Source organism: Cohnella hashimotonis, from assembly GCF_030014955.1.
GTDB classification, from domain to species: domain Bacteria; phylum Bacillota; class Bacilli; order Paenibacillales; family Paenibacillaceae; genus Cohnella; species Cohnella hashimotonis.
The window spans coordinates 4,343,055-4,366,714 of record NZ_JAGRPV010000001.1; the positions used below are offsets into that span (position 1 = coordinate 4,343,055).

Sequence of the window (23,660 nt, forward strand, 5' to 3'; positions counted from 1 at the left end):
TTAACTCCCCTCCGCTTCAAAAAATGGCGGCGCGCCGTAAGCGTCCCCGTCCTCGTGGATCGGCAGGCGAATCACGATTCGCGTTCCCGCGTTCCTCGCGCTGAACACCTCGATGCCGTAGGACTCGCCGTAATACAACCTGATTCGCTCGTGCACGTTCCGAATGCCGATGCCCGCGGGCTGGGACGGGCGCTGCTCTTCGATCGAGCTGCGAACGGCCTCCAGCTGCGCCTCGTCCATGCCTAGGCCATCGTCCGCGATCTCGAGCGCAAGGCCGCCGTCCGCCAGCTGCCCCTTGATCGAGATCACGCCAGGTCCGTCCTTCAGTTCCAGACCGTGATAGATCGCGTTCTCCACGAGCGGCTGCAGGATCAGCTTCAGCGTCCGGTACCGATACAGCCGCTCGTCGATCTGCCACTCCACTTCGAACTTGTCGCTGTACCGCTCCTTCTGCAGGATCAAGTAGTTTTTGACATGATCGATTTCGTCCTGGAACCAGACGATCTCTTTGCCCTTGCTGATGCTGAGGCGAAGCAGGTCCGACAGGGCGGTCACCATCTCGCTCACCTTGTTCGGCCCTCCCGTCATCATCATTGCTTCCCAGTTAATCGATTCGAGCGTATTGTACAAAAAATGCGGGTTGATCTGAGCCTGCAGCGAATTCAGCTCGGCTTCCTTGCGCCGGATTCCCTGCATGTAGGTTTCAGCCATCAGTTCGTTCAGCCTGCGCACCATATCGTTGAAGCCGTCCGCCAGCTGCCTTACCTCGTCTCTCGAGCGGATGTCCGCCCGGACGCTCAGATTGCCGTTCGCGACCTGCTCCATCCCTTGGTTAAGCTGCCGTATGCCCCGCATGAGATAATGGAGAAAGGTGTAAATGCCTGCCGAGATCGCGAGAAAATCCGCCAGCATCGAGCTCCAGAGCAGCAGGCTGTTTTTGGGCATTTGCGCGTTCAGCAGCCCGTTCGGGATTCGTTCCGCCAGCAGCCAATCGGATTCCGACAGCGGTTCGGTCAACGTGACCCCGCCTGCTTTTTTTTCCGGAAGCGCCTCGCCGCCGGACGAGTTTTCGCCGCCAATACGGGACTTCCACGGATGCGACACAACCGTCCCGGCTTCGTCCGTCAAATACAGCGCGGTGGACGTCTCCTCCGGGCGCGGATCGTACACATTTTGCAAGAGCTGTTCATTGAACGACAGCACGACGAACCCGATCGAATCGAAGAAGCCGACGCCGTCGTAGTTGGTCAGCGCGACAAGCCTTTTTCCATACGCCGCGTAGTACGAGCCGCAAGCCGATGCGGTCGCGAACCAGACCGTCCGGTTGCTCGGATTGTCCTCGAGCCGCTGCAGCATGCCGCCCGCGAAGGGGGGCGCGCAGCCCTTGCTGTATATGAGGTTGCGGTCGGCATCGTACACTGCGACCGACAGCGCGCCGGATGCGACCGCCTCCAGCCGCATCGCCGTCCGTTCGGCCGTTCGCGCCCATTCCTCCCGGCCGATGGCGCCGGCCGCATATCCGGCCGCGTCGGCGTTAAGGCTTTTTTCCCCGAACAGGTATTGAAGCTTCTGGTCGTACAGATCGAGCGCCGCATCGATGCGACGCGCGGTGAACTTCAATTGATTCTGATGATGGCTCAGCGTCTGGGAACGAATCGACTTGCCCGCCTGCTCGTTCATGATCAGTATCGACAGGACCATCGGGAGGATGACGATCGTCGCGTAAATCAGCGTCACGCGAACCTTGCCCGACAAACCGCGGCTGCCCGCGAGGCGGGAACGCGAAAAAACCTGTCCGTCAGCCAGTCGGCCCGACGTTAAATCGCCGATCTGGCGGCGCACCTCGTCGAGAGATTCCGTCAGGCGACCCGAGACGAATAACGAGAAAAGGAACGTTAAAAAGAAGGAGAGCAGTCCGACCATGACGATGAGAATGCCGACTTGGGAGATCTCGTTCAAGAGCGCGTGCATGCTCGTAAGGCTGACGAGAACGAAAAGGCGGTTGGCGGTTCGCTGGGAGGAGACGATATAGGCATCGCCCCCGATCCGGCGAACGTCAAGGGTTGACGCTTCGCGAAAAAGCTTGGAATCGGGATCGAGCTGTGCGGCGGCCGGGGCCGCGTCGCCGGTGGCATAGACGAGACTCCCCGTCGAGGTGGCGAGGCGAAGATTCACTTGATTGCCTTGAACGAACGACGGCCAGACCGATTCGCGCAGGAAAACGGCCACGACGCCAAGCGTCGGGCCGGCAGTCTGTTCGCGGATCTGCCTCAGATAGACCGGCTTCGCGGCTCCGTCGCCGCTGCCGCTCATGATCCAGCCGGAGAGCGGATCCCGCTCCTCCCATACCGCGCGGCTCCAATCGAGGCCGGAGCGGCTGAATTCGTAGCCGGTGGAAAACTTGAGATCGCTGCCCGCCTCGGCAGGAACGATCTGCGCATATTCGACTTCCTTGTTCATCTTGACGGCGAACTCGTTTAACGCGCGTTCGAGCGCCGCTCCCGCGCCGGACGGGTCGCCGGTGCGGGCGTATTTCCCCAGAAAGTCCGTAACCTGCGGGTCCTCGGCGACGAGCTTCGTCCCGTCGGACAGACGCGCGAAGAAGGAATCGAGGTTGCCCCCGATGGAGGCGACCTGCGTCCGGCTCGTATCGTAGGCATTCTGCTTGATCGCATTGGCGTAGACGCTGTAAAACAGCGAGCAAGTCATAAAGTAGCACAGCAAAGAAAAGCCCGTGACAAACAGCGTAAGCTTATGCCTGATGTTCAGTTGCCACACCCCCGCCGGAACGAATGAGAATGGGGATAGCCGTGCTTTCCTTTTAATATACCGAACGATGTCGAATCCCGTCGATCTTTTTTTAAGAAAATCCGGTTACCCTTTCGTTCCCGAGAAGGCGATGCCCTGCACGAAGTATTTCTGGGCGGCCGCGAACAAGACGAGAATCGGGATGAGCGAGCAGACGACGCCCGCCATAATGCCCGGATAGTTCACGTTGTAGATATCGTCGACCATCACCTTAAGGCCGAGCGGAATCGTATACAGCTCCGGGCTTCTTAAGTAGAGGAGCGGCGTCTCGTAATTGTTCCAGGTCGCGATGTAGGTGAGCACGATGAGCGACACCATCGCCGGCTTCGTCAGCGGCAGAATCATGCTCCAGTAGATGCGCAGATGCCCGGCTCCGTCGATGCGGGCGGATTCGGTCAGATCGTCCGGGATGCCGCGGTAAAACTGCCGGAGCAGAAACACGCCGAACGAAGAACCGAGAAACGAAGGCAGCCACAGCGCGGCGTGCGTGTCGAGCAGGCCGAAGTTCCGGTATAGGATGAACGTAGGGATCATCGTCACCTGAAAAGGCACCATCATCGTGGAGATCTTGATCAGGAAAAACAATTCCCTGCCTTTAAAAGCGATTTTGGAATAAGCGTACGCCGCGAGCGAACAGGAAAAGTAGGTGCCGGCGATGACGATGAGCGCGACCTTGAACGAGTTGAAATAAAAGACGACGAACTTGACGCCAAGGCTCGATCCGGACCAGATGTACCGGTAGCCGTCCAGGTTGATCGGATCGGGGATCCACCGGATCGGGAATTCGAACACGTTCTGCGCGGTCTTGAAGGAAGTGGACACCATCCATAAAAAGGGAATGAGCATCGAAGCGGCCAGCGCGTACCGGAAAGCGTATTTGAGCAGCGTTCCCATCGTTATCCTCCGGTGACTAGTGATTAACCCATTTTTTCTGGCCTCTCCATTGAATGAGAGTGATCATCAAAATGAGGACGAACAACAGCCAAGACATGGCCGAAGCGTAGCCCATCTTGGAATAGCCGAACGCGACCTTGTAAATGTAGAAGCCGATGACGGTGCTGGAGGTACCCGGTCCCCCGTCGGTTAAAATCTGGATGTTCGACCACATGAGAAACGTATCGATAATAGAAATGATCAGTATGAAAAAAGTGACAGGGGCGAGCATCGGCACCGTTATCCGAAAAAACTTGTGCCAGCCGGATGCGCCGTCTACCTCCGCCGCTTCGTAGAGATGCGCGGGAATCCCTTGCAGTCCCGCCAGGTACAGCAAAATTTTATACCCGAGCGTCTGCCACGTCAGCACCATGAAGATCGACGGCTTGACCCAATCGCTGCTTCCGAACCAGCCGGGCGGATGGTGGATGCCGATGCTGCGCAGCAGTCCGTTGACCGCGCCGTCCGACGGCTGAAGCAGCTGGAACCAGATGAGCGAAACGGCCACGAAGCTCGTAATGTAGGGCAAATAAACGACGGACCGCACAAGGTAGCGTCCCACGAATTTCTCGTTCAACACGACGGCGCAGACGAGCGCGAGCAGCAGCTGGACGGGCACGAGGACGAGGAAAAACAAATTGTTCCGCAAGGAAGCAAGAAAGCGGTCGTCCTGGAAGGCATCCGCAAAATTCGCGAAGCCGATGAAGTGTAGATCGTGCCAGGACGACATCATGTCCCAGTCGGTAAAGCTGATGACGAGCGAGAACAGTACGGAGAAAAGCGTGAATACGCCGAACCCGACAATGTTGGGCAGGATGAACAGATAGCCGGCGATCGTTTCCTTCGTCCGATATTTAAGCCGCAGCGCGATCCTCTCCTTCGGAAGCAAGCGGGGAGCGCGCACGCCCCTCGCCTTGCTCCCCGTTTCCGATTATTTCTTCTCTTTGGCGTATATTTTTTCCGCAGCCTTCTGCGCGTCGGCCAAAGCGTCGTCCACGCTTTTCTCGCCGGCCAGCATGAGCGAGAGCTGATTGTTCAGCTCGTCAAGCATCATGGAGGAGTAAGCGTATTGATCGCGGTATTTGGGGAAAATCGGCACGATCGACGGATCGAGAACCTGCTTGTAGAGCGCGGACCTGTCTTTGCCCTGCACGATGTTGCCGTCCTTGTCCTTGTAATAACGCCAGCCGTCGATCAGCACGTTCTGATCGGCATTCGTCCAGGTCGGCACCCGGTGAACCGCCTTCGCCGACAGCTCGGCGCCCTTGGTGCTGTACCATTTCAGGAACTGATAGGCCTGCTCCGGATGCTCGGAATTTTTCGTCACGGCGTAGCTGACGACGATGTTCGTCGCTTGCCCGGCCGGGGAGCTTGCGTCCCAACGCGGCATTTTCAGAATGACGAACGGATCCTTAGCGTCCGTCTCCTCCGTCAGATTGCCTTGCAGCTTAAACGTGTCCATCTGAAGCGCGCTGCTGGAGGCGCCCATCATCGTCGCGAACTTGCCCTTGAGCATGTCGTACAGGGCAATCACCTTGTTCGCCTTGACGTCGGCTTCGGTCGGAATCGTCTTGTCGACGAACATCGCCTGGTAGAAATAATCGGCCGCCTGCTTCAGCACCGGATCATTCGCGTTCGGCGTACCGTCCTCCTTTACGATATCCCAGCCGCCGTAAGTGGCGATGTCGAAAATACCTGTCGCGACCATCGGCGCGCGCTGCCAGTGAATGCCGCCGTAAGTGGTCGTCTTGCCGTCCGCGCCTTTAATCGTCAGCTTCTTGAGCAGGTCGAAGTAGTCCTTGAACGTCCAGGTACTATCGTCGGGCACGGGGACATTCGCCGCCTGCAATATGTCCTTGTTGAGCCAGATCGCGCTCGGTACCGCGATGTTCGCGATGCCGTAGACGTCGCTGCCGACCATCGTGGCGCGGCCGTATTCCCCGAACTCCTTCAGATATTCTACGCCGTCCTTCGTGAGCAGATCGTTCAGCTTGTAATACAGCTTCGGCGCCTTGTCACGGAACGAATCGCGCTCCATGTACGCCAGGTCGATCTTCTCCCCGCCCGCGATCGCCACGCGGATTTTGTCCAGCGAATCGTCGCCGGAGAGGACGACCATCTCGACCGAGATGTCCGGATGCGCTTTGCTCCATTCAGGATAAGCGGCATCGAATACATCCTTGTCCGAAGGCGAGATCGTGTAAAACTTCAGGCTGACCGGCTCCTCGGATGCCGGCGCTTCGGCCGAAGGCGAAGCGTCGGTCGAGCCGGAGGCCGCGGGCGCCGAAGCCGACGGCGCGGAGGCGGACGGCGAGCCGGAAGCGTTGCCGTTGTTGTTGCCGCCGCAGCCCGCCGCGATCAGGAGCATGCCCGCGATGAGCGCGAGCGGAAAACTTTTCTTAAACCGTTTCATAGGAGTCCCCCTCAAAGTAAGATTACCTTACACTTCATATTTAAGCGATTTTGGGCACCGTTCAAAAGCGAGGGAAATTACTTTTGTATTCCTTTCATGACTTCTTGTATCGTTCAGCCTTGTCTCCGCTAGCCCGAAATGGCAATGTCAACCCCATAGGCGGGTTCGGAGGCTACCCAGCTTCTGGAACGCTACGGTCGCGATGTCTCCGGGCAGCAAATGAATCCTCTCCTCCTTCGGCAGACCGAGCAAGACGCCCTCAGGCGTCCCCGTCAAGATGACGTCTCTCGGCTCTTATGTCATATAACCGGACACATAGCTGATGATTTCATCGCAGCGGAAAATCGACGCACCCGATTTTGCCAAGCTGCGGGAGGCAAGACCCGAACGCGAGGTCCTTTTCCTGCCTACATTATAAAAAGAAAGCGGTTGCATGCTCTACCTACAAATCTGACTTTTCGTTTCGATTTCCAACCGATTCTTCGGCACCGCAGCACCGACGAACAAAAAAAGAAGCGTTCGGATCGCCGCGGAGGCTGACCAAACGCTTCTTTTTTTGGCTACAAGCGTATAGAAGCGAACTTCGACGAAAACCATTCGACGGCGTCATCCGCGAGCTCGGCAACCCTTCTTCGCTTCGCCATCCTGCGCAGACCGGCCCAGGAAGCGGCGGACTCGCCGCTCCGGAGGCGGCGCTGCGCATCCGTAGTCCGACCCGGCTCGCTCCACGGCCTCCCGGCCGGCTCGTCGATGTCGCGAAGCCGATCTCGGTCGAGCAGCGGATAATCGTACAGGAGACCTTCGTATACGGTCTCCAAGCCGCCGTGCGTCCGGAAATGATCGGGTGCCACGAGCGCCGACGGCCGCTCCCAGAGCCGCACCCCCGCTTCGCGCAGCGCCTCGGCGACGAACTCCGAACAAAAATAGGCATCGTCCGCCCCCATCTCTCGGTCGAGCAGCACGCCGAATAGTCCGATCAGGTTATAGCTGTACCGTTCCGGCTGACGCTTGAACGTGCCGACAACGCCACGCGCCCGCTCCAACTGCCGTTCCGAAACGCTAAGTCGCAGCAGCGCGCAGCGCGTATTCGGGAAATGCCGGAACGTGCCCGTATAAACGTCCTCCTCGACGAATCCGCCGGCAAAAGGATTGGTCGGCTTCTTTCGTCCGAAGCTGTATACTTCGCTTAAATCCGCGCCGAAGACGAGCGAAGCATGATTGTAGGGCGCATCCGTGAACCGTTTGATCATCGACGTGAACAACGTCCCCGTGTCGGTCAATAAAATATAAAGGCATTTCTCCCCATCTTCTCCGCGCTTCCCTTTGCTCATCTTCGCCCGCTCCCCGCCACTGATTCCTTGTGGCTTTAGCATATCAAAACGCAAATGTGCCAGAATCTGGCGCAGGTGCGGTTTGCGGGACAGACTTTGGTCTTGGAACAGACTGGACTCTGGAGGAAATTACCTATCCGAAACCATTCTCGGGCTGACGAGCAGCAAAATTAAAACCCGCAACCGATAAGCCGGCTGCGGGGCGACACGATGCATCTATATAAAGTTGTCTCAAGCTTCGGAATGATTAGAATACGAAATCCTCGTCGCGGAGCTGCTGCACATTCGTCGTGCGAACGTAGCCGTTGCCCTTTTTGGAGAAAAAATCGTGCTGCTTGGTCCGCGTGCTGATGCCATTCTGGACGATCGGATTGATCTCCTCGTCCTCGAACAACGGCTCGAGTCCCATGTTCATCATCGCCTTGTTGGCGTTGTATCGAAGGAATGCCTTCACTTCGCCGGTCAGGCCGATCGTGTTGTACAGGCTCTCGGTATAACGCTCCTCGTTGTCGTGGAGGTATCTGAGCAGCCCTTTGAGCGTCTCGTAGGCGGCCGTCTGCTCGTCTTCGTCCAGCTTCGCATAGATCTCCTGCGCGAGCAGCCCGACATAGACGCCGTGGATGCTCTCGTCGCGCAGGATCAGGTCGATGATCTCGCCGCTGCTCGTCATCTTGCCTTGTCCGGCCAGGTAGAGCGGGTAGAAGAAGCCGCTGTAGAACAGGTAGCTTTCGAGGAGCACGGAAGCGCCCATCGCCAGGTACAGGTCCTTCGGCGTGTTGATGTTGTTGTAGTATTGGGCGATCGTCTCCGCCTTCGTCTGCAGATGCGGATTGCGTTCGACCCAAGCGAAAACCTGGTCGATCTCCTCCGTCGTCGCCAGCGTCGTAAAGATGCTGGAGTAGGACTTGGCGTGAATCTGCTCCATCATCGCCATGAAGCCGAGCACGGCTTTGCGCTGCAGGCCTTCGACGTGCTCCAAAATCTTCGGCATGCCGACGCCGCCTTGCACGGTGTCGAGCAGCGTAAGGCCGCCCAGCACCTTCATGTACAGATCGCGTTCGTCATCGTTCAGCTCCATCCACGACATCTTGTCGTCGGAGAGCGGGATCTCTTCGTCCGTCCAGAATTGCATGATGTTCTGATTCCAGAACATCGCGGAGAAATCGTCGTCGGGACGGTTCCAGTTGACCGCCTTGTGCGTTGCCATAGCTCTAATCTCCTTCAGATTCGCCTGTCCGTCTTAGACGGCGCAAGCGATGCATTCTTCGACGGACAGACGGTTCGTCCGCGTATAGTACAGGGACTTGAGTCCCAGCTTGTCTGCGTAAATGTAGTAGCGGGCCAGCTCGCGCGTCGTCACGTTGCTGTTGACGTGCAGCACGGTGGAGATGCCTTGGTCCACATGCGCCTGAATCTCCGCGATCAGATCGAGTACCTTGAACTGATCCATCTGATAGGCCGATTTGTAATAGAAGAAGTTGTCCTGACGCATAAAAGGCATCGGATAATACGTCGTCGAATTCGCGTACGTCCGCGTCTCGATCTGCTCGACGATCGGCATAACGCTGGAAGTGGCGTTTTGCACGTACGAGATGCTCTGCGTCGGCGCGATCGCCAGTCGGTACGCATGGTACAGGCCGTGCTTCATAACGTCGGCCTTCAACTGCGCCCAATCCTGCTGCGTCGGAATCGCGATGCCGGCGAACAGTTCCTTGACCTTGTCCGTGCGCGGCGTGTAGTCGGTCTCCGTATAACGATCGAAGTACGCGCCCTTCGCATACTCGGATTTCTCGAAGCCGTCGAACGTAATGCCCGATTTTCTGGCGATATCCATGCTCTTCTCGATCGAGTGGAAATTAATGCTCATGAAAAACGTGCGTGCGAAATCCTTCGCCTCGTCGCTCTCGTAAGCGATCTTGTTCTTCGCGAGATAGCCGTGCAGGTTCATCGCGCCGAGGCCGATGGAGTGCAGCTCGCGGTTCGCCTTGGCGACGCCCGGCGCGTTGGCGACGGTCGTCATGTCGCTCACGGCGGTCAGGGCCATTACGCCCTCATGCACCGATTCCTTGATCTTTTTGTGTTCCATGACGTTCGCAATGTTCAGCGATGCCAGGTTGCAGCTGATGTCGCGGCGGATGACGTCGGGCTGGCCGTAGTCGCCGATCTCGCTCGTCTCCTGCAGCTGGAAAATCTCCGTGCACAGGTTCGACATCTTGATGGCGCCGATGTCCTTGAGCGCGTGATCTTTGTTCGCGTTGGAGCGGTTCATAATGTAAGGATAGCCGGATTCGAGCTGCGTCGTCGCGATCTTGACGAGCATGTCGCGGGCGGTCATGATCGCTTTCTTTTTCACCCGGTCGTCGGCGAGCAGCGTGTCGTACATCTCGTCGATATCCATATCGTCCAGATGCTTGCCGTAAGCCTTGAACACCGTATATGGGGCGAATACGTGCAGCGGCTTGTTTTCCTCGGCCAGCTTGTAGAATTTCGAAGGAACGATCAGGCCGATCGACAGCGTCTTGAGACGGGTTTTCTCGTCTGCGTTGATCTTCTTGCTGTCGAGGAACTCCATGACGTCCCAGCCGAAAATATTGTAGTAGCCGGCGCCCGAGCCTTTGCGTTGGCCCATCTGGTCGGCATAGGAGAAAGCGTCCTCCATCAGCTTGAGCACCGGCATGATGCCCTTGGCCGCACCTTCGACGCCCTTGATGCTCTCGCCGCGCCCGCGCAGCTTGGACAGGTTGACGGCGACGCCGCCGCCGATCTTGGACAGCTGCATGCAGGTGCCGAGCACATGGTTGATCGAGTTGAGCGCATCGTCCATCTCCAGCAGGAAGCAGGATACCATCTCGCCGCGGCGGCTCTTGCCCGCGTTGAGGAAGGTCGGCGTCGCCGGCTGCACGCGCTGTTCCATCATGGCCTGCGCCAGAAGATGGGCCGTATTGACGTCGCCGCGCCCCAGGTGCAGCGCGACGATCGCAACGCGGTCCGGGTAATGCTCCAGGTAGATGCTGCGGTCGTTGCTCTTCACCGCGTAATCGGTGTAGAACTTGGAAGCCGCCATATAAGAAGGAAACTTGAAGTCGTAGCCGTGCGCAATCCGGTACACCTCTTCGACCTCGTGCTCCTTGTACTTTGCAAATACGTCCTCGTAGTAGTCGTTCTCGATCATATAATGGACCTTGGACAGATGCCCCGTGAACGACAGGCTGCGCTGCTTCACTTCTTCCATAAACGCATCGACGGCCTCCAGGTCCTTGTCCAGTTGAAAGAATCCGTCAGCGTCGCGCTGCATCAGCAGGTTGTTCAATTCAATATGCCGCAACTGCGCTCACCTCCCGCTTAAAATTATCGACGTCGCGCTGCGTTCCCGACAGCTCGAACTTGTAAAGCACCGGTACCCCGTACCGCTCGGCGATCGTATCCGCGCTCTTCGCGAAGCCGTTCCCCCAATTGCGGTTGCCGCTGGCCGATACGCCAATCATCTTGCTTGCATTGCGCTCCAGGAAGGAGACCACGTTGTCCGGCACTTGTCCGAACCCGGTCGTATAGGTGACCAGGACGAACGGCTCGTCCAGCGTCTCGGTCTCGTCGATCGGCACGGCCGGCAGATTCAGCTTGCCCACGAACCTCCGTACATTCCCCGTCTTCGATGCGTATGCGATCAGCATGGCGCAATCCCCCTCCTGAAAAGTTGAAAATATGTAATAAAATAGAAGAATCGGCGCGCAGAAATACGCTGTGCGGGCATCACGAAAAAGCTTTCGCTCGTACTGCAATGCAGCCTTCGAAAACCCGCCGAATATCCTGTTGTTTGCACCGCCGGCACTGGCTTGCCGGGTCAACTTATCGTCATTTTCCGCTACCGTTTATTAACCAACGCCCGCGGAGTTCAAACCGATATGTTGAGGACATTTATAAATTTATATCAATATATTGTGCCTGTCAATCCATGGAGCGGCTTAAAATTTATAAGATGCAGGCAGGAATTCGCAAAACCCGCGTCCCGCAAGGGTTACGGTCGATTAAGATCGATTCGTAAAAAAACGACGGGCAGACAATTGCTGCCGTCGGCCCGTCCATACTACATATAGGGGGACTTCTTGTCCGATTTGTCAAGGGATTGTTTTCGAATTTTTCGCCGTCAATTGCGCATGCGCTGTCTGAACTCTTTGGGCGAATGCTGGTTGTGCCGCTTGAACAATTTGTAGAACTGCGCCATGTTCCAGATGCCCACCTCGAAGCTGACCTCCATGATGCTAAGGTCGGTCGTAAGCAGCAGGCGCTCCGCCTTTTTGATTCGGTTAAAATTCACGTAGTCGACGAACGGGATGCCCATCGTGCGCTTGAACGTCTTGATGAAATGATGGTAGCTCATGCCGAGCAGGCGACGTACGTCGTCCACCGCGATCTTCTCCCCCAGACGGCTCTCCACATAGTCGAGCACCGGCCGCATCCGCACGATGCCCGCCTCTTCCGTCCCCCGCAGCACGCCGCGGTCGTCGCCTCTGAGCATCAGCAGGAGCAGACGCTTGATCGACGCGCTGACCGCGATCTCGTAGCCCGTACGCCCCCTGTACGTCTCCTCGTAAATATCGGCGATCAGCGCATGAGCCTCGTTCCGCGCCGAAGGACTTGCTTCAAATATGTAGTTCAAATCCTCAAGCGGACCGGTCAGCTCCGAGAAGTGATGAAGGTAGGGCAGAATGCTCTGATCGAAGTGCCGCACGAGATCCACCTGGAAAACGATGTATCTGACAGGCTTGCCAGCCGCGCTCCACGTCCTGTGCGGCCGGGAGGAACCGATTACCATGACGTCCCCCGGCCCGAGCATCGTCAGCGACGACATCGTCTGCACCTCAAGACCGCCCTCGATGATCGCCAGAAACTCTACTTCTTTATGATAATGCCAATGCCAGGCGTCCGTGGCTCGGCGAATCCGCTCCGCGCCGTGGAGCTCCCACACTTTGAGGAACAGCAGCGGATTTTGGTACACGACTTTTTCGTTGACCGCGTCCGCGTGCGTATCGATAGCGTTCGGCATTTTGGATCGTTCACCTCTTTAATAGCTTCATCAAGCAGTATAACACTTTTGAATATAAATGAATTAAGATCAGACATATTCCGGCAAGCTCCGATTGTCTATACTGAGAACAAGAAAGCATATACAAGTATACGAGGATCGGGAGGCTGCATTTAAATGGCACAGCGTATCAGAGTCACCGTATGGAACGAGAACCGCCACGAAAAAACGAGCGAAAAGGTGCGCGAGGTGTACCCTGAGGGCATTCACGCCGCAATCGGGCAAGGACTCGGCACGGACGAGTTCGAAGTTCGCTACGCAACGCTCGACGACGACGAGGAGCACGGACTGTCCGAGCAGCTGCTCAGCGAGACCGACGTCCTGTTCTGGTGGGGACATATGGCGCACGGCGACGTCAAGGACGAGATCGTCGAGCGCGTGCAGGGCCGCGTGCTGCGCGGCATGGGGCTTATCGTGCTGCACTCGGGCCACTTCTCCAAGATCTTCAAGAAGCTGATGGGCACGTCCTGCGATCTCAAATGGCGCGAAGCCGACGAGAAGGAACGCATCTGGGTCGTGGCGCCCAATCACCCGATCGCGGAGGGCATCGGCGAATACATCGACATCGAGGCCGAGGAAATGTACGGCGAGCACTTCGACATCCCGGCGCCTGACGAGTTGGTCATGGTAAGCTGGTTCGAGGGCGGCGAAGTGTTCCGCAGCGGCTGTACGTTCCATCGCGGCCAAGGCAAGATTTTTTACTTCCGCCCCGGGCACGAGACGTATCCGACCTATTACAACGAGCAGATTCGCCGCGTGCTGAGCAATGCCGCCAAGTGGGCCGCGCCTTCGACGCGCGAATACCCAAAGTACGGCAACCACAAGCCGCTCGAAGCGATCAAGCCCAAGTCCTGATCCACGCGTTTAAAAGACAGTCCCGCCGGTTCGCGCCGGCCGGGCTGTCTTTTTCTCTTAGGCAGGCTAGCTTTGGATGTCCCTTCACTGCCGCGGGCAACTGCGGTAAAATAGAACGATGCCTCCGTGACGGGACATGAACGATATGGGACGAAATGGAGATGAAAAGAATGACGGAAATGACGGGAACTCGGGGGGAGCCGGGAATTCCTCCCGAGGCCCGAATCCTTGTGATGGCCGCGGTAGAAGCGGAACGGGACGCGGCGCTCCGCGGCTTGGACGGCGACAGCCGCTTCGAGGTGCGGCTGTGCGGCGTCGGACCTGCGAGCGCGGCCGCCCGCACGGCCGCCGCTCTCGCCGGCGGCGAAGATTGGACGCTCGTCGTCAGCGCCGGCATCGCGGGCGGTTATCCCGAGCGGGCGCCCGTAGGGACGCTAGCCGTCGGCGCCGCCTCGATCGCCGCCGATCTTGGCGTCGAGACGGCGGAAGGTTTCGTCTCGGTCGACGAGCTCGGCTTCGGCACGTCCGTCCTTGCGGCGGACGCCTCGCTCGCCGAAGCGCTGCTGCAGGCGCTGAACAAGGCCGGGCTGGTCGCCGTCGCCGGTCCGATCGTGACCGCGTCGACGGCAACGGGCACGGCCTCCACGGCGGCCGTGCGCGAGGCTCGCGTGCCAGGCGCTGTCGCCGAGGGCATGGAGGGTTACGGCGTGGCGGTTGCCGCGTCCGATGCGGACAAGCCGTTCATTGAATTGCGCGCGATCTCCAACGCGGTCGGTCCGCGGGATCGCGACGCCTGGCGGATCGGAGACGCGCTGGCGGCGCTGTCCGCCGCGTTTGCCATTTTGAAGGAGGTCGAGCTGTAATGAAAATCGCGTACTCGCCTTGCCCTAACGACACTTTTGTATTCCACGCATGGTCGGCCGGTCTGATTGCCGGCGCGCCAAGCCTCGACGTGACGTATGCCGATATCGATATCACCAACGGCCTGTCCGAGGGCACCGACGGCCCAGAGGTCATGAAGATCTCTTATGCGGCCCTGCCTTGGACGCACCCGGACTACGCGCTTGTGCCATGCGGCGGCGCGCTGGGCCGCGGCTGCGGTCCGCTCGTGCTCACTGCAGGCTCTCCCGCGGACGGCCAGCCGGACCCCGCCCGTCTTGCCGGCAAGACGGTGGCCGTTCCGAGCGAACGCTCGACCGCCTACCTGCTGTTCCGGCTCTGGGCATCGCAGAACGTCCCGGGCGGCGTCGGAAGGATTATCGTCATGCCTTTTCATCAGATCATGCCAGCCGTGCAGCGCGGCGAGATCGACGCCGGCCTCGTCATCCACGAAGCCCGCTTCACGTACAAGCAGTACGGCCTCTCGATGCTGCAGGATCTGGGCAGCTGGTGGGAGCGGGATACCGGCCTGCCGATTCCGCTCGGAGCCATCGTCGCGAAGCGCTCGCTCGATCTGGAGGCGATAGCGAACTGGATTCGCGCTTCTGTCGACTATGCCTGGGCGCATCCGGAAGCTTCGCGCGAATATGTCATGTCGCACGCGCAGGAGCTTTCGTCGGAGGTCGCCAAGTCTCATATCGACCTGTACGTGAACGGCTTCACCCGCGACCTGGGCGCGGACGGCTTCGCGGCCGTCGACGCGCTCCTTGGCCGCGCCGCCGCCGAAGGACTCGTGCCCGAGGCGCGCGTCGCGTCTCTGCGTTTGCGGAGCGGTATCAACGTCCGCTAATCATAGCAAGCTTGCCCGCGCCAAAACGGCCGCGTTCGTCCCGATCGGACGGCGCGGCCGTTTTTTTTGTGCGCGACCGCGATTCACGCAGCCGTCTGGCGTGTATGTACTAAACAGCGAAGAAGGCTGCATGTCGCAGCGACTGGAGGTTATGCATGTGGCGTCAAGCAGGTCGCAAGTTCCCTTCGAAGCGGTCAAGTCGGCGGTAGCCGGGTCGGCCACTTATGCGTCGGGGGGCCGGTTCGGGCCGCGCAGGCAGCGCGATTTTGAGCTCTTGCTGCTGGATGCGGGAGAGATGCGCGTCACGATCGACGGCGCGCCTCAGCAGGTCAAAGCCGGACAAGCCATTTTGTTGAAGCCGGGACACGTAGAGTCCTTCGATATAACGGGCGACGACGTAACGAGACACAACTGGGTCGCCGTACAGATCGACAGGCAATCGCTCCCCGGCGACGATGCCGGAGAACCCCCGGGCGTGTGGCCCGTATCGCCGGAAATGAACAAACTCGTCGAGCTTATCCTGACCGTCCAGAACGAGCTGCCGAGCAACGGCGCGATCATGCGCAGTCTCGGCGCCGCCGTGCTCCGTCTCCAGCCCGATATGGAAGGCTTGGCTTCTGAAGGAGGAGACGCTTCGACTGGCTCGCCCGCAGTGGAGCGGGCATTGGCCTGGATCAGATCGCATTACGGCGGCGAGATCAAGCTGGGCGATCTGGCCTGGGAGGCCGGGGTCACGCCCGAGCATCTGGTGCGGCTTTTCAACAAATACGAGCATGAAACGCCGATCCATTATGTGTGGCGGTACCGGACCGAACGCGCCGTGGAACTGCTCGAGCATACGGGACTGCCTGCCGCGGAGATCGCGAGACAGTGCGGATTCAAGACGCCCCATCATTTCTCCCGAACGCTGAAGCAACTGACAGGACGCACCCCGTCGGAAATCCGCAGGGCCAGCTGGAATGGCGAAGAGCTTTAGTCTTCGCCTTTTCCTGCTTCGCCTTTTCCTGCTTCGCCTGTTTTCGCTTCCAGCACTCCCGTTTCTCCCGTTTCTCCCGTTTACGCTTCTCCCGTTTACGTTTCTCCGTTTACGCTTCTCCTGCTTCCGCTCCGTCAATCCCTGCTTCGCCGCCGGGCTGCACGCTGCCAAGCGCCCGGGCGATCCGGCTCAGCCCCTCTTCCAAATTCTCGCGCCGGGTCGCCAGATTGATGCGGATGCGCCCCTCGCCCTCGCTCACAAATGCGCCGCCGCCGCTTACGGCGACGCGCGCTTCCTGCACAAGCAGACGCCCGAGTTCTTCCTGGCTCAAACCGTAAGCACGCAGATCGACCCACAGCAGATAAGTCGCTTCAGGCACATAGACGACCGCATCGGGCAGCAGCTCGGCCAGGTAATCGGCCGCAAACGAAACATTTCCGCGCAAGTACGCAAGGCAAGCCTCCAGCCACTCTTCTCCTTCGCGGTAAGCGGCCTCCGCGCCCGCAATGGACAATGGATTCGGACTCCGGTAACCGAGCGCCTGGTCGAGTCCTATTCTTAACGTTTCGTCGGTCGCAACGGCGAACGACGTGTGAAGCCCCGCCAAATTAAACGTCTTGCTCGGCGCGATGAATGTAACGGTGCGCTCCGCCATGCCCGGCAGCGACGCGATCGGGATATGCTGACCGCTCAGAATCAGATCCGAATGAATCTCGTCGGAAGCAACCGTCACGCCATACGCTTGGCAGAGCGCTGCGAGTCTGTTCAGCTCTGCCTCCTCCCACACGCGTCCGGCCGGATTGTGCGGACTGCATAGCAGCAGCAGCTTCGCGCCAGTGAGCCGAAGCTTGGCCTCCAGGTCGTCAAAGTCCATCTTGTACTTTCCCTGCTCGATCTTCAGCGGGTTCAGCACGAGTTCCCGGCCTTGGCCGGTCACCGCATCGCCGAAGGGCCCGTATACCGGCGGCTGAACGACGACGCTGTCCCCGGGCTGCGTAAAGGCGAGTACGGACGCCTTCAGGAGCGTGACGACGCCCGAAGCGAACAGCAGGTCGCTTGGCGCGACCGGCCAATTGAATCTGCGGTCCAGCCAGCCGGCCACCGCCTCGAACAGCGAAGGCGGCAGCTCGGTATAGGTGAACAGCCCTGCGTCGACACGGCGCCGGATCGCCTCCAGCACGGGGGCTGGCGCCTCGAAGTCCATATCGGCTACCCATAGCGGCAGCAGGTCTTCTCCTTTGAACAGTCGATTTACGCCCGACCATTTCAAGGAGTCCGGGAGCCGAAGCTCCACCTTTTTGTCGAATCGGTTCATTTCGTAATCCTCCTGTCCATCTTAACTGCCGCTTGCGGCGTTGCTCAGCTTGAACGCTTGTCCCGCGACCGCGAGGAAAACCAAGCGGCCTTCCTCCGTCTCGAACGGCACCGCTCGTCCGTCCTCGTCCGCGATCGCGACTGCTTCGGCCGCCTCCAGCCTTACCGCGCAGTATCCGTCCCGCTCGGCCGCGATGCGAACCTCTGTCCAATCGCCATCTTGCCAATCGATATCGACTACATAGCCGCCCCGTGCGCGCAAGCCGCGTACGCTGCCGTCCGGCCAAGCCGCAGGCAGCGCAGGAAGAATCCGAAGCTCGCCCGCATGGCTCTGCAGCAGCATTTCCGCAATGCCGGCCGCCCCGCCGAAGTTGCCGTCGATCTGGAATGGCGGATGCGCGTCGAGCAGATTGGGATAGGTGGACTTCGCAAGCAGCTGTGCGATGTAGCGGTGCGCCTCGTCGCCGTTGCCCAGCCTCGCCCACAGATTCACGAGCCAAGCGCAGCTCCAGCCCGTATGCCCGCTGCCTGCGGCAAGACGGAGCTCCAGGCTGCGACGGACAGCCGCGGACAACTCGGGCGTGCGAACGACGTCGATCTGCTCGGCCGGGTACATTCCGTACAGATGGGAGAAGTGCCGATGGCCGGGCGACTCCTCCTCGAATTCTTCCGACCATTCCAGCAGCTGGCCCTTCGTACCGATCCGGTACGGCTCGATCCGGTCCAGCGCGTCCTGCAGCTCCGGCCGCCAGGCTTCGTCCACGCCCAGTTCGACGCTCGCATCCAGCACGCTCCGCAGCAGCTCGGAGAGGATCGAGAGATCCATCGTCGTGCCCACGGAGAGTGAGCATTGGCGTCCCCGCTCATCGAGAAACAAATTTTCGGGCGTCGAAGCGGGCGACGTGACAAGCCGTCCCGAGCCGTCCGGCACGAGCCAGTCGAGCGCAAAGCGCGCCGAATCCTTCATGATCGGGTAGAAACGCTCGCCCAGTTCGGTCTTGTCGCCCCCGTACAGGTACCGCTCCCACAGATGCCGGCACAGCCACCCGGCGCTCATCGGCCAAAACGCCCAGCTGGCGGATCCGGACACCGGATTTGACCTGCGCCAGATATCCGTATTGTGATGAGACGACCAGCCCCGGGCGCCGTAATGAATTCGGGCCGTCTCCCTGCCCTTGACGCTAAGCTCTCCAATCAGGTCGTACAGCGGTTCGGCCAGCTCATGCAGACCGAGCGCTTCGGCCGGCCAATAGTTCATTTGCGTATTGATATTAATCGTATAATTGCTGCGCCACGGCGGCGTCAGATGATGGTTCCAGATGCCTTGAAGGTTGGCCGCCTGCGTGCCGGGCCGCGAGCTTGAGATCAGCAGATACTTGGCGTAGTGAAAGTACAGCTCTGCCAGCCCCGTGTCCCAGACGCCTTGCCCTGCGCGCTTCAGCCGCTCGTCCGTCGGCAGCGCTGCTGCCCGCTCGTCCTCGTTAGCGTCGCCCAGCCAAAGATCCGTTCTGTCGAAATAAGCGCGATACGAATCCGTATGCCGCCGGATCAGCGCATCGCCGTTCGACAAGGAGGCGTCCGCCAGGTCCTGCACGCAGCGTGCAACCGGATCCGGCCCGCCAGCGGGATCTTGGTCGTACCCGGCGAAGCTGGTCGCCGCCGACAGCAGCAGCGTCGCCCGCGAAGCGCGGGATACGCACACCCGGCCGTCTTGGAGCGTCTCGGACCGTCCGTCCGTATCCGCCACGCGAATGGCCGCGGCAAACGCGGTGCCGCGATCCGGCGCATAGGACACCGCCGGATCGATGGAGATCGGGGCACGGCCGCTGATGACCGCGCCGCCCGCCTCCAAAAGAGACGTTTCCGCTGGATGCGGACTCTCGAGCGAAGCCGCGAAGCTGAGCGCGCCAGGCCTGTTCGCCGTCAGCCTCACGATCAGCACCTGCTCGGCGGCCGAGACGAACGCTTCCCGTGTAAAGGCGACGCCGTCCTCCTCATACGAGATGACGTGCACGGCGCGCGCGAGATCCAATCGCCGGATATACTTGGCCGGCGCCTCGGGGAGGAGCGCCTCCACATCGATAAGCAGATTGCCCAGCGGCTGATAGGCTTCCGTATCGGCGCCGAGCATATTCGCTTCGACAAGCTGCTGGGCTTCCCAATACTTTCCTTCGGCGATCAGCTCCCGGCTGCGCGCCAGGTACGGGAGCGCGCCGTGATTGTTCGTATCGACCGGCTCTCCCGACCATAGCGTATCCTCGTTCAGCATCATGCGCTCGCGCCGGGCATCCCCGAATACCATCGCGCCAAGGCGACCGTTGCCGATCGGCAGCGCTTCGTTCCAATCCAGTGCGGGCCGCTCGTACCATAACGTCCGCGAACCGTCTTTTCTCAAGCGAGACATCCGTCTTCCCTCTTTTCGATTGCAGGCTGTTCCGGCCGCGGCCGGACGAATATCTCCATGCTATCAGAAGGCATCGGGAATGTGAACGCCTTTTTGAAGGCGCTGCGGTATACTTGGAGGATAGATCGGAGGGGTTGCAAATTGAAGCTAAGCATATTGGACCAGGCACCCGTCGTTGCCGGCCAAACGCCGGGCGACGCGCTCCGGTCGTCGGCATTGCTCGCCCAGGCAGGAGAGCGCTTCGGTTATTCGCGCTACTGGCTGGCCGAACATCATGGACTCGGGGGGCTCGCCTGCTCGACGCCCGAGGTGATGCTGGGCATGATCGGCGCCATGACCTCGCGCATCCGGATCGGGGCCGGCGCGATTCTGCTGCCGTACTACAAGCCTTACAAGGTTGCGGAGACGTTCAGGCTCCTCGCCGCCTTGTTCCCCGGGCGGATCGACCTCGGCGTCGCCCGGTCTCCCGGCGGTCCGGCCGAGATATCCATGGCGCTGTCGGACAACTATCTGGAGCGGGCGCTTCGAATGCCGGACGACTTTGCCGCGCTCGTTGGCTATCTGAACGGCGAAAAGCCCGGAACGCAAGAACCGGGACTTGGGCAAAAGTTTCGCGCGGAAGCGGAGGCGGAAGCGGGATCGGGATTGGGATTGGGATCGAGATCGGCCGGTACGCTTGGCACCTCCGGCGATGGCCCCGCGCCCTGGGTGCTCGGCACGAGCGGCAAGAGCGCGAGCCTGGCCGCCGCGTACGGAACGGGCTACGCTTACGGCTACTTCATGAACCGCGAAAATGCAGCGGAAGCGATCGCCACTTATCGTAAAAGCTTCGACCGTTCAAGGGGCGAACGCCCCTATGTGGTCCTGGCCGTGTCGGCCGTATGCGCCGATTCGCAGCCGCGGGCCGAAGAAATCGCCCGCAGCGTGCGGGCCTGGCGTTTGCTGTCCGGGCAGGGACGGGGCGAAGCAGGTATTCCCGGTCCGGACGAAGCTGCCCTCCTGCTCGGCGCATCCGGGCCCGCAGGGCCGGACGAGCCGGGCTTGGCGAATGCCATGATCGTGGGCGGCCCCGCTCAGGTGCGCGACAGGCTGTCGGAGCTGCGCGAGACGTATGGAGCCGACGAACTCATGATCGTGTCGTACGCGCATGACTTCGCCGACCGGGTACGCTCCTACGAACTCATCATGGAGGCTTGCGGCGACTAGCGCAATCGTTCGTCCAGCCGGTCCGTCAGCCAGGGCCATACCGCGGCAAGCGTCTTGTCCATGTTCGTCCTGCCGTCGCCAGCGATATAAGGCGCGCGATCGCGAAAGTAATCCGCATGCCCGCCGGCGATCCGCACGGCGGCACGGGCGCCTGGCGCATGGCGATCTCCCTGCCAGCCCGGCAGCAGCCGATCCGCGTTTTTGCCCCAGCCCCCGAAGGACCCGATCCGGCAGATCGGGTCTGCCGTGCGGCTTGCGAGACCCGCTCCCGAACGCGATGTCGCCGCTTTCGAACCGCGCGCCTCGCCTCGCGTTTTCCGTTCCCGCTCCGCCTGCACGTAAAGCACGGCGTCTCGCAGCGGCCCGGGAATTCGGCACTTCGGCGACCCGATCATGACGACCGGGCTCGGCATTCCGCCTTCGCGCGCAAGCAGCAGCCCCGACGCATGAACGGCTGCCACTCCGCCCGCGCTATGGCCGACGAACAACGCAAGCTCCTTTGGACGAGTAAGCGGCATCGCAGATGTCGCCGGTACACCGACTGCGCGATCTCCTTCCGCCTCATGCCGCGCCGGCACTATAACTGCGGAGGCCCCTTCTTTTTCATCCTGCGCCCGACGCCCTGCCTCGCCGGCCCGATCACGCTCCAGCAAGGCCAACGCCCGCTTCCCTCCGATGGATCGCTCATAGCTGCGATAGGGCAGCATGATGTCGAAGCGCGCCTCCCGTATTTGCGGCAGCAGCCTCCTGTGCCAGTCGTCATAAGGAAAGATGACGTGCCCGCGCACGTCGAACCCCAGCAAAGCCAGGCGCTCCGTCAGCGTTTCCTTCAGACGATCGAGAAAATGAGGCGCGCTTCGTACGCCGTTAAGCAAGTACAGACGCAGCAACGGCGCTGCGCCGGTCCAGCCATCAATCCCGGCTGCCGGCGCTTCCTTTACCTTCACCTTTACCGTCTCCGTTTCCTGCGAAGCTGTCATGGCGTTGTTTCCCCATGCTGTTCGGCATAGCGTTCAGCCTGCACGATCCGCGCCATATCGCTCGGATGGGTCGACCGCAGCCACTTCACGAGCAGCGGCGGATTCACGTCGCTAAGCGCGGCGACGGCCAGCTTCTGATGCATCGATACCGCGCCGTCGGCCGTGCCTAGCAGCTCGAGCGCGTATCGGTCCGCATCCGCCTCGGCTTGTCTGGACACGGCGTTGGAGACGGGCAGCGATACGAAGTTCAGCACGGACAGCAGCAGTAAAATGAGCGGCAGCGCGTTCATGTCCGTTATTCGGGAGATCCCCCATTCCCTGCCTCGCGTTCGTACGACGATTTTATAAACGGCGCCGCCGATCCAGAGCAAAGCGAAGGAGCTGCCGATCGCGCCGATCGCGCTCCACTCCAGATGATGCTTGACGTAATGCCCCATTTCATGTGCCATAATTTGCATGATCTCGGGCCGCTCCAGCTTGGTCAGCGCCGTGTCCCACAGCACGATGCGAAGCGAGCTTCCGATGCCGGATACGTAAGCGTTGATTGCATTCGTCTTGTCCGACATACGCACTTCGTACACCCGGTCCGCCGGAATATCGGCTTTCCCGGCCAAGTCCAGGATCGCGGACTCGAGCGTCGGATCGGACAATTCCTCGAACTTGTTGTAGAGCGGGTCGATAACGACAGGCTCGACGTACATCATGAACAGCGTGAACGGCACCGAAATAAGCCATAACCGAAGCCACCATCGTCCGCCCCGCGACATGACCCATCTGGCCACGGCAAATACGGCCAATGCCGTAATATAGCCGATAACGAAGTCGAGTCCCCGGTCCTCCAGCCAGCTCCCTGCCGTCTGCGTCGAGATGCCGTAGCCGCGGGATACGGCATAGCTCGCGATCTTAAGCGGCAAATAAAGCAGGACAGACACCGCATATACGAGCAACACGTAAAGCGGCAGGCGAACGAACGCCGGCAGCCTGCCCGCTTCGATCCGCTCCTTCCAGGCGCGTGACCAGCCCCCGGTCAGCAGAAACAGATAGATCGCCCATTGCCACGGCCAACTGAAAAAAAAGATGCCGTTGCGGATCGCATTCAGCGTCGCGCTCTCGCGGAGCTGGTCCGACGTATAAAAGAGGAACGGATCGGCAGCCGTTCCCTTGTAAGCATCCGGTACCGCGTTGGGCGACGTGTACCATACGTACAGCAGCACGATCGCCGCGCAGCCTGCCAACCACAAGCCGTACATTCGAAGCCGCGAGACGGTGGACATGTCGACTCTCCTTGCCGGTCGTTTTCTTCATCATAAAAGCTGGCCGCAGCAATTGCAAAAAACGCCGGTTCGTCCTATGATCAAAGCATCGTCCTTTATTCGCCACGCCCTGGAGGTTCAGCCGCAATGCAGACGCACCCGCTTCAATTCGTCATTTTCGGCGTTCTCATCGTCATTTTCGGCGTCGCCGACCTTATCTTCCTGAATCCGTACGTCGGTATCGTCCTCGTCGCCGCCGGCGTCGCGCTGGCCGTTTTCGGCTGGCAGCGCGTGCGGGCAGCGAAAAAAAAGCGGCCGCCTCAAGCCTGAAATCGGTCCGTATAGGCTATAGCATAAGCCGATCTCCGCGATTCA

Annotated in this window: 20 protein-coding genes; 6 read left to right on the plus strand and 14 right to left on the minus strand. The window is 60.1% G+C overall.

What is annotated here, in order from left to right:
- The 10 genes from KB449_RS17615 to KB449_RS17655 all read right to left on the minus strand — a co-directional run bounded on the left by KB449_RS17615 (nucleotide 1) and on the right by KB449_RS17655 (nucleotide 12,529).
- Entirely contained in the window at nucleotides 1–2,778 is a 2,778-nt protein-coding gene (locus tag KB449_RS17615) for a cache domain-containing sensor histidine kinase (protein WP_282909616.1), read from the minus strand.
- 96 nt (nucleotides 2,779–2,874) lie between these two features.
- Nucleotides 2,875–3,702 carry a carbohydrate ABC transporter permease gene (locus KB449_RS17620; protein ID WP_282909617.1) on the minus strand — a complete coding sequence of 276 codons (828 nt, stop codon included), beginning with the start codon at nucleotides 3,700–3,702 and terminating at the stop codon, nucleotides 2,875–2,877.
- Nucleotides 3,703–3,718: 16 nt separating this feature from the next.
- Nucleotides 3,719–4,645 (minus strand): carbohydrate ABC transporter permease, encoded by a 927-nt coding sequence (locus KB449_RS17625; RefSeq protein WP_282909618.1) that lies wholly within the window; start codon nucleotides 4,643–4,645, stop codon nucleotides 3,719–3,721.
- 27 nt (nucleotides 4,646–4,672) lie between these two features.
- Nucleotides 4,673–6,154 carry an ABC transporter substrate-binding protein gene (locus tag KB449_RS17630; RefSeq protein WP_282909619.1) on the minus strand — a complete coding sequence of 494 codons (1,482 nt, stop codon included), beginning with the start codon at nucleotides 6,152–6,154 and terminating at the stop codon, nucleotides 4,673–4,675.
- A gap of 147 nt (nucleotides 6,155–6,301) precedes the next feature.
- Complete coding sequence (locus tag KB449_RS36515; RefSeq protein WP_350356273.1) at nucleotides 6,302–6,433, minus strand: hypothetical protein; 132 nt, start codon at nucleotides 6,431–6,433, stop codon at nucleotides 6,302–6,304.
- 281 nt (nucleotides 6,434–6,714) lie between these two features.
- A complete protein-coding gene (locus tag KB449_RS17635) occupies nucleotides 6,715–7,485 on the minus strand; it encodes a hypothetical protein (RefSeq protein ID WP_350356230.1) in 771 nt (256 codons plus the stop codon).
- A gap of 247 nt (nucleotides 7,486–7,732) precedes the next feature.
- Complete coding sequence (nrdF, locus tag KB449_RS17640; RefSeq protein WP_282909620.1) at nucleotides 7,733–8,692, minus strand: class 1b ribonucleoside-diphosphate reductase subunit beta; 960 nt, start codon at nucleotides 8,690–8,692, stop codon at nucleotides 7,733–7,735.
- A gap of 33 nt (nucleotides 8,693–8,725) precedes the next feature.
- Entirely contained in the window at nucleotides 8,726–10,810 is a 2,085-nt protein-coding gene (nrdE, locus tag KB449_RS17645) for a class 1b ribonucleoside-diphosphate reductase subunit alpha (RefSeq protein ID WP_282909621.1), read from the minus strand.
- Nucleotides 10,797–11,156 (minus strand): class Ib ribonucleoside-diphosphate reductase assembly flavoprotein NrdI, encoded by a 360-nt coding sequence (gene nrdI / locus KB449_RS17650; RefSeq protein WP_282909622.1) that lies wholly within the window; start codon nucleotides 11,154–11,156, stop codon nucleotides 10,797–10,799. Before nrdI ends, nrdE begins: the two co-directional genes overlap by 14 nt.
- A gap of 473 nt (nucleotides 11,157–11,629) precedes the next feature.
- A complete protein-coding gene (locus tag KB449_RS17655) occupies nucleotides 11,630–12,529 on the minus strand; it encodes a helix-turn-helix domain-containing protein (protein ID WP_282909623.1) in 900 nt (299 codons plus the stop codon).
- Between the two features lie 156 nt (nucleotides 12,530–12,685).
- Here KB449_RS17655 and KB449_RS17660 point away from each other — a divergent pair, with 156 nt between their 5' ends.
- The 4 genes from KB449_RS17660 to KB449_RS17675 all read left to right on the plus strand — a co-directional run bounded on the left by KB449_RS17660 (nucleotide 12,686) and on the right by KB449_RS17675 (nucleotide 16,128).
- Entirely contained in the window at nucleotides 12,686–13,423 is a 738-nt protein-coding gene (locus tag KB449_RS17660) for a ThuA domain-containing protein (RefSeq protein ID WP_282909624.1), read from the plus strand.
- A gap of 170 nt (nucleotides 13,424–13,593) precedes the next feature.
- The gene (locus tag KB449_RS17665; RefSeq protein WP_282909625.1) at nucleotides 13,594–14,286 is read left to right on the plus strand and encodes a futalosine hydrolase; all 693 of its coding nucleotides are present in this window, start codon (nucleotides 13,594–13,596) and stop codon (nucleotides 14,284–14,286) included.
- The gene (locus tag KB449_RS17670; RefSeq protein WP_282909626.1) at nucleotides 14,286–15,152 is read left to right on the plus strand and encodes a 1,4-dihydroxy-6-naphtoate synthase; all 867 of its coding nucleotides are present in this window, start codon (nucleotides 14,286–14,288) and stop codon (nucleotides 15,150–15,152) included. Before KB449_RS17665 ends, KB449_RS17670 begins: the two co-directional genes overlap by 1 nt.
- 157 nt (nucleotides 15,153–15,309) lie before the next feature.
- Entirely contained in the window at nucleotides 15,310–16,128 is an 819-nt protein-coding gene (locus KB449_RS17675) for an AraC family transcriptional regulator (RefSeq protein WP_282909627.1), read from the plus strand.
- Nucleotides 16,129–16,237: 109 nt separating this feature from the next.
- On the opposite strand, the gene KB449_RS17680 is transcribed toward KB449_RS17675, so the two are convergent.
- Together KB449_RS17680 and KB449_RS17685 are read right to left on the minus strand one after the other, a co-directional pair.
- Entirely contained in the window at nucleotides 16,238–17,443 is a 1,206-nt protein-coding gene (locus KB449_RS17680) for a MalY/PatB family protein (RefSeq protein ID WP_282909628.1), read from the minus strand.
- 21 nt (nucleotides 17,444–17,464) lie between these two features.
- The gene (locus KB449_RS17685; protein WP_282909629.1) at nucleotides 17,465–19,846 is read right to left on the minus strand and encodes a glycoside hydrolase family 95 protein; all 2,382 of its coding nucleotides are present in this window, start codon (nucleotides 19,844–19,846) and stop codon (nucleotides 17,465–17,467) included.
- A 141-nt stretch (nucleotides 19,847–19,987) separates the two neighbouring features.
- Between KB449_RS17685 and KB449_RS17690 the strand changes: the two genes are divergently transcribed.
- Entirely contained in the window at nucleotides 19,988–21,052 is a 1,065-nt protein-coding gene (locus KB449_RS17690; RefSeq protein ID WP_282909630.1) for an LLM class flavin-dependent oxidoreductase, read from the plus strand.
- On the opposite strand, the gene KB449_RS17695 is transcribed toward KB449_RS17690, so the two are convergent.
- On the minus strand, nucleotides 21,049–22,032 hold the full coding sequence (locus KB449_RS17695; RefSeq protein WP_282909631.1) for a hypothetical protein: 984 nt from the start codon (nucleotides 22,030–22,032) through the stop codon (nucleotides 21,049–21,051). The two genes, KB449_RS17690 and KB449_RS17695, sit on opposite strands and share 4 nt — an antisense overlap.
- A complete protein-coding gene (locus KB449_RS17700; protein WP_282909632.1) occupies nucleotides 22,029–23,306 on the minus strand; it encodes a M48 family metallopeptidase in 1,278 nt (425 codons plus the stop codon). The genes KB449_RS17695 and KB449_RS17700 overlap by 4 nt, the downstream gene beginning before the upstream one ends.
- A gap of 126 nt (nucleotides 23,307–23,432) precedes the next feature.
- Here KB449_RS17700 and KB449_RS17705 point away from each other — a divergent pair, with 126 nt between their 5' ends.
- The gene (locus tag KB449_RS17705) at nucleotides 23,433–23,615 is read left to right on the plus strand and encodes a hypothetical protein (protein WP_282909633.1); all 183 of its coding nucleotides are present in this window, start codon (nucleotides 23,433–23,435) and stop codon (nucleotides 23,613–23,615) included.
- Nucleotides 23,616–23,660: the final 45 nt, after the last annotated feature.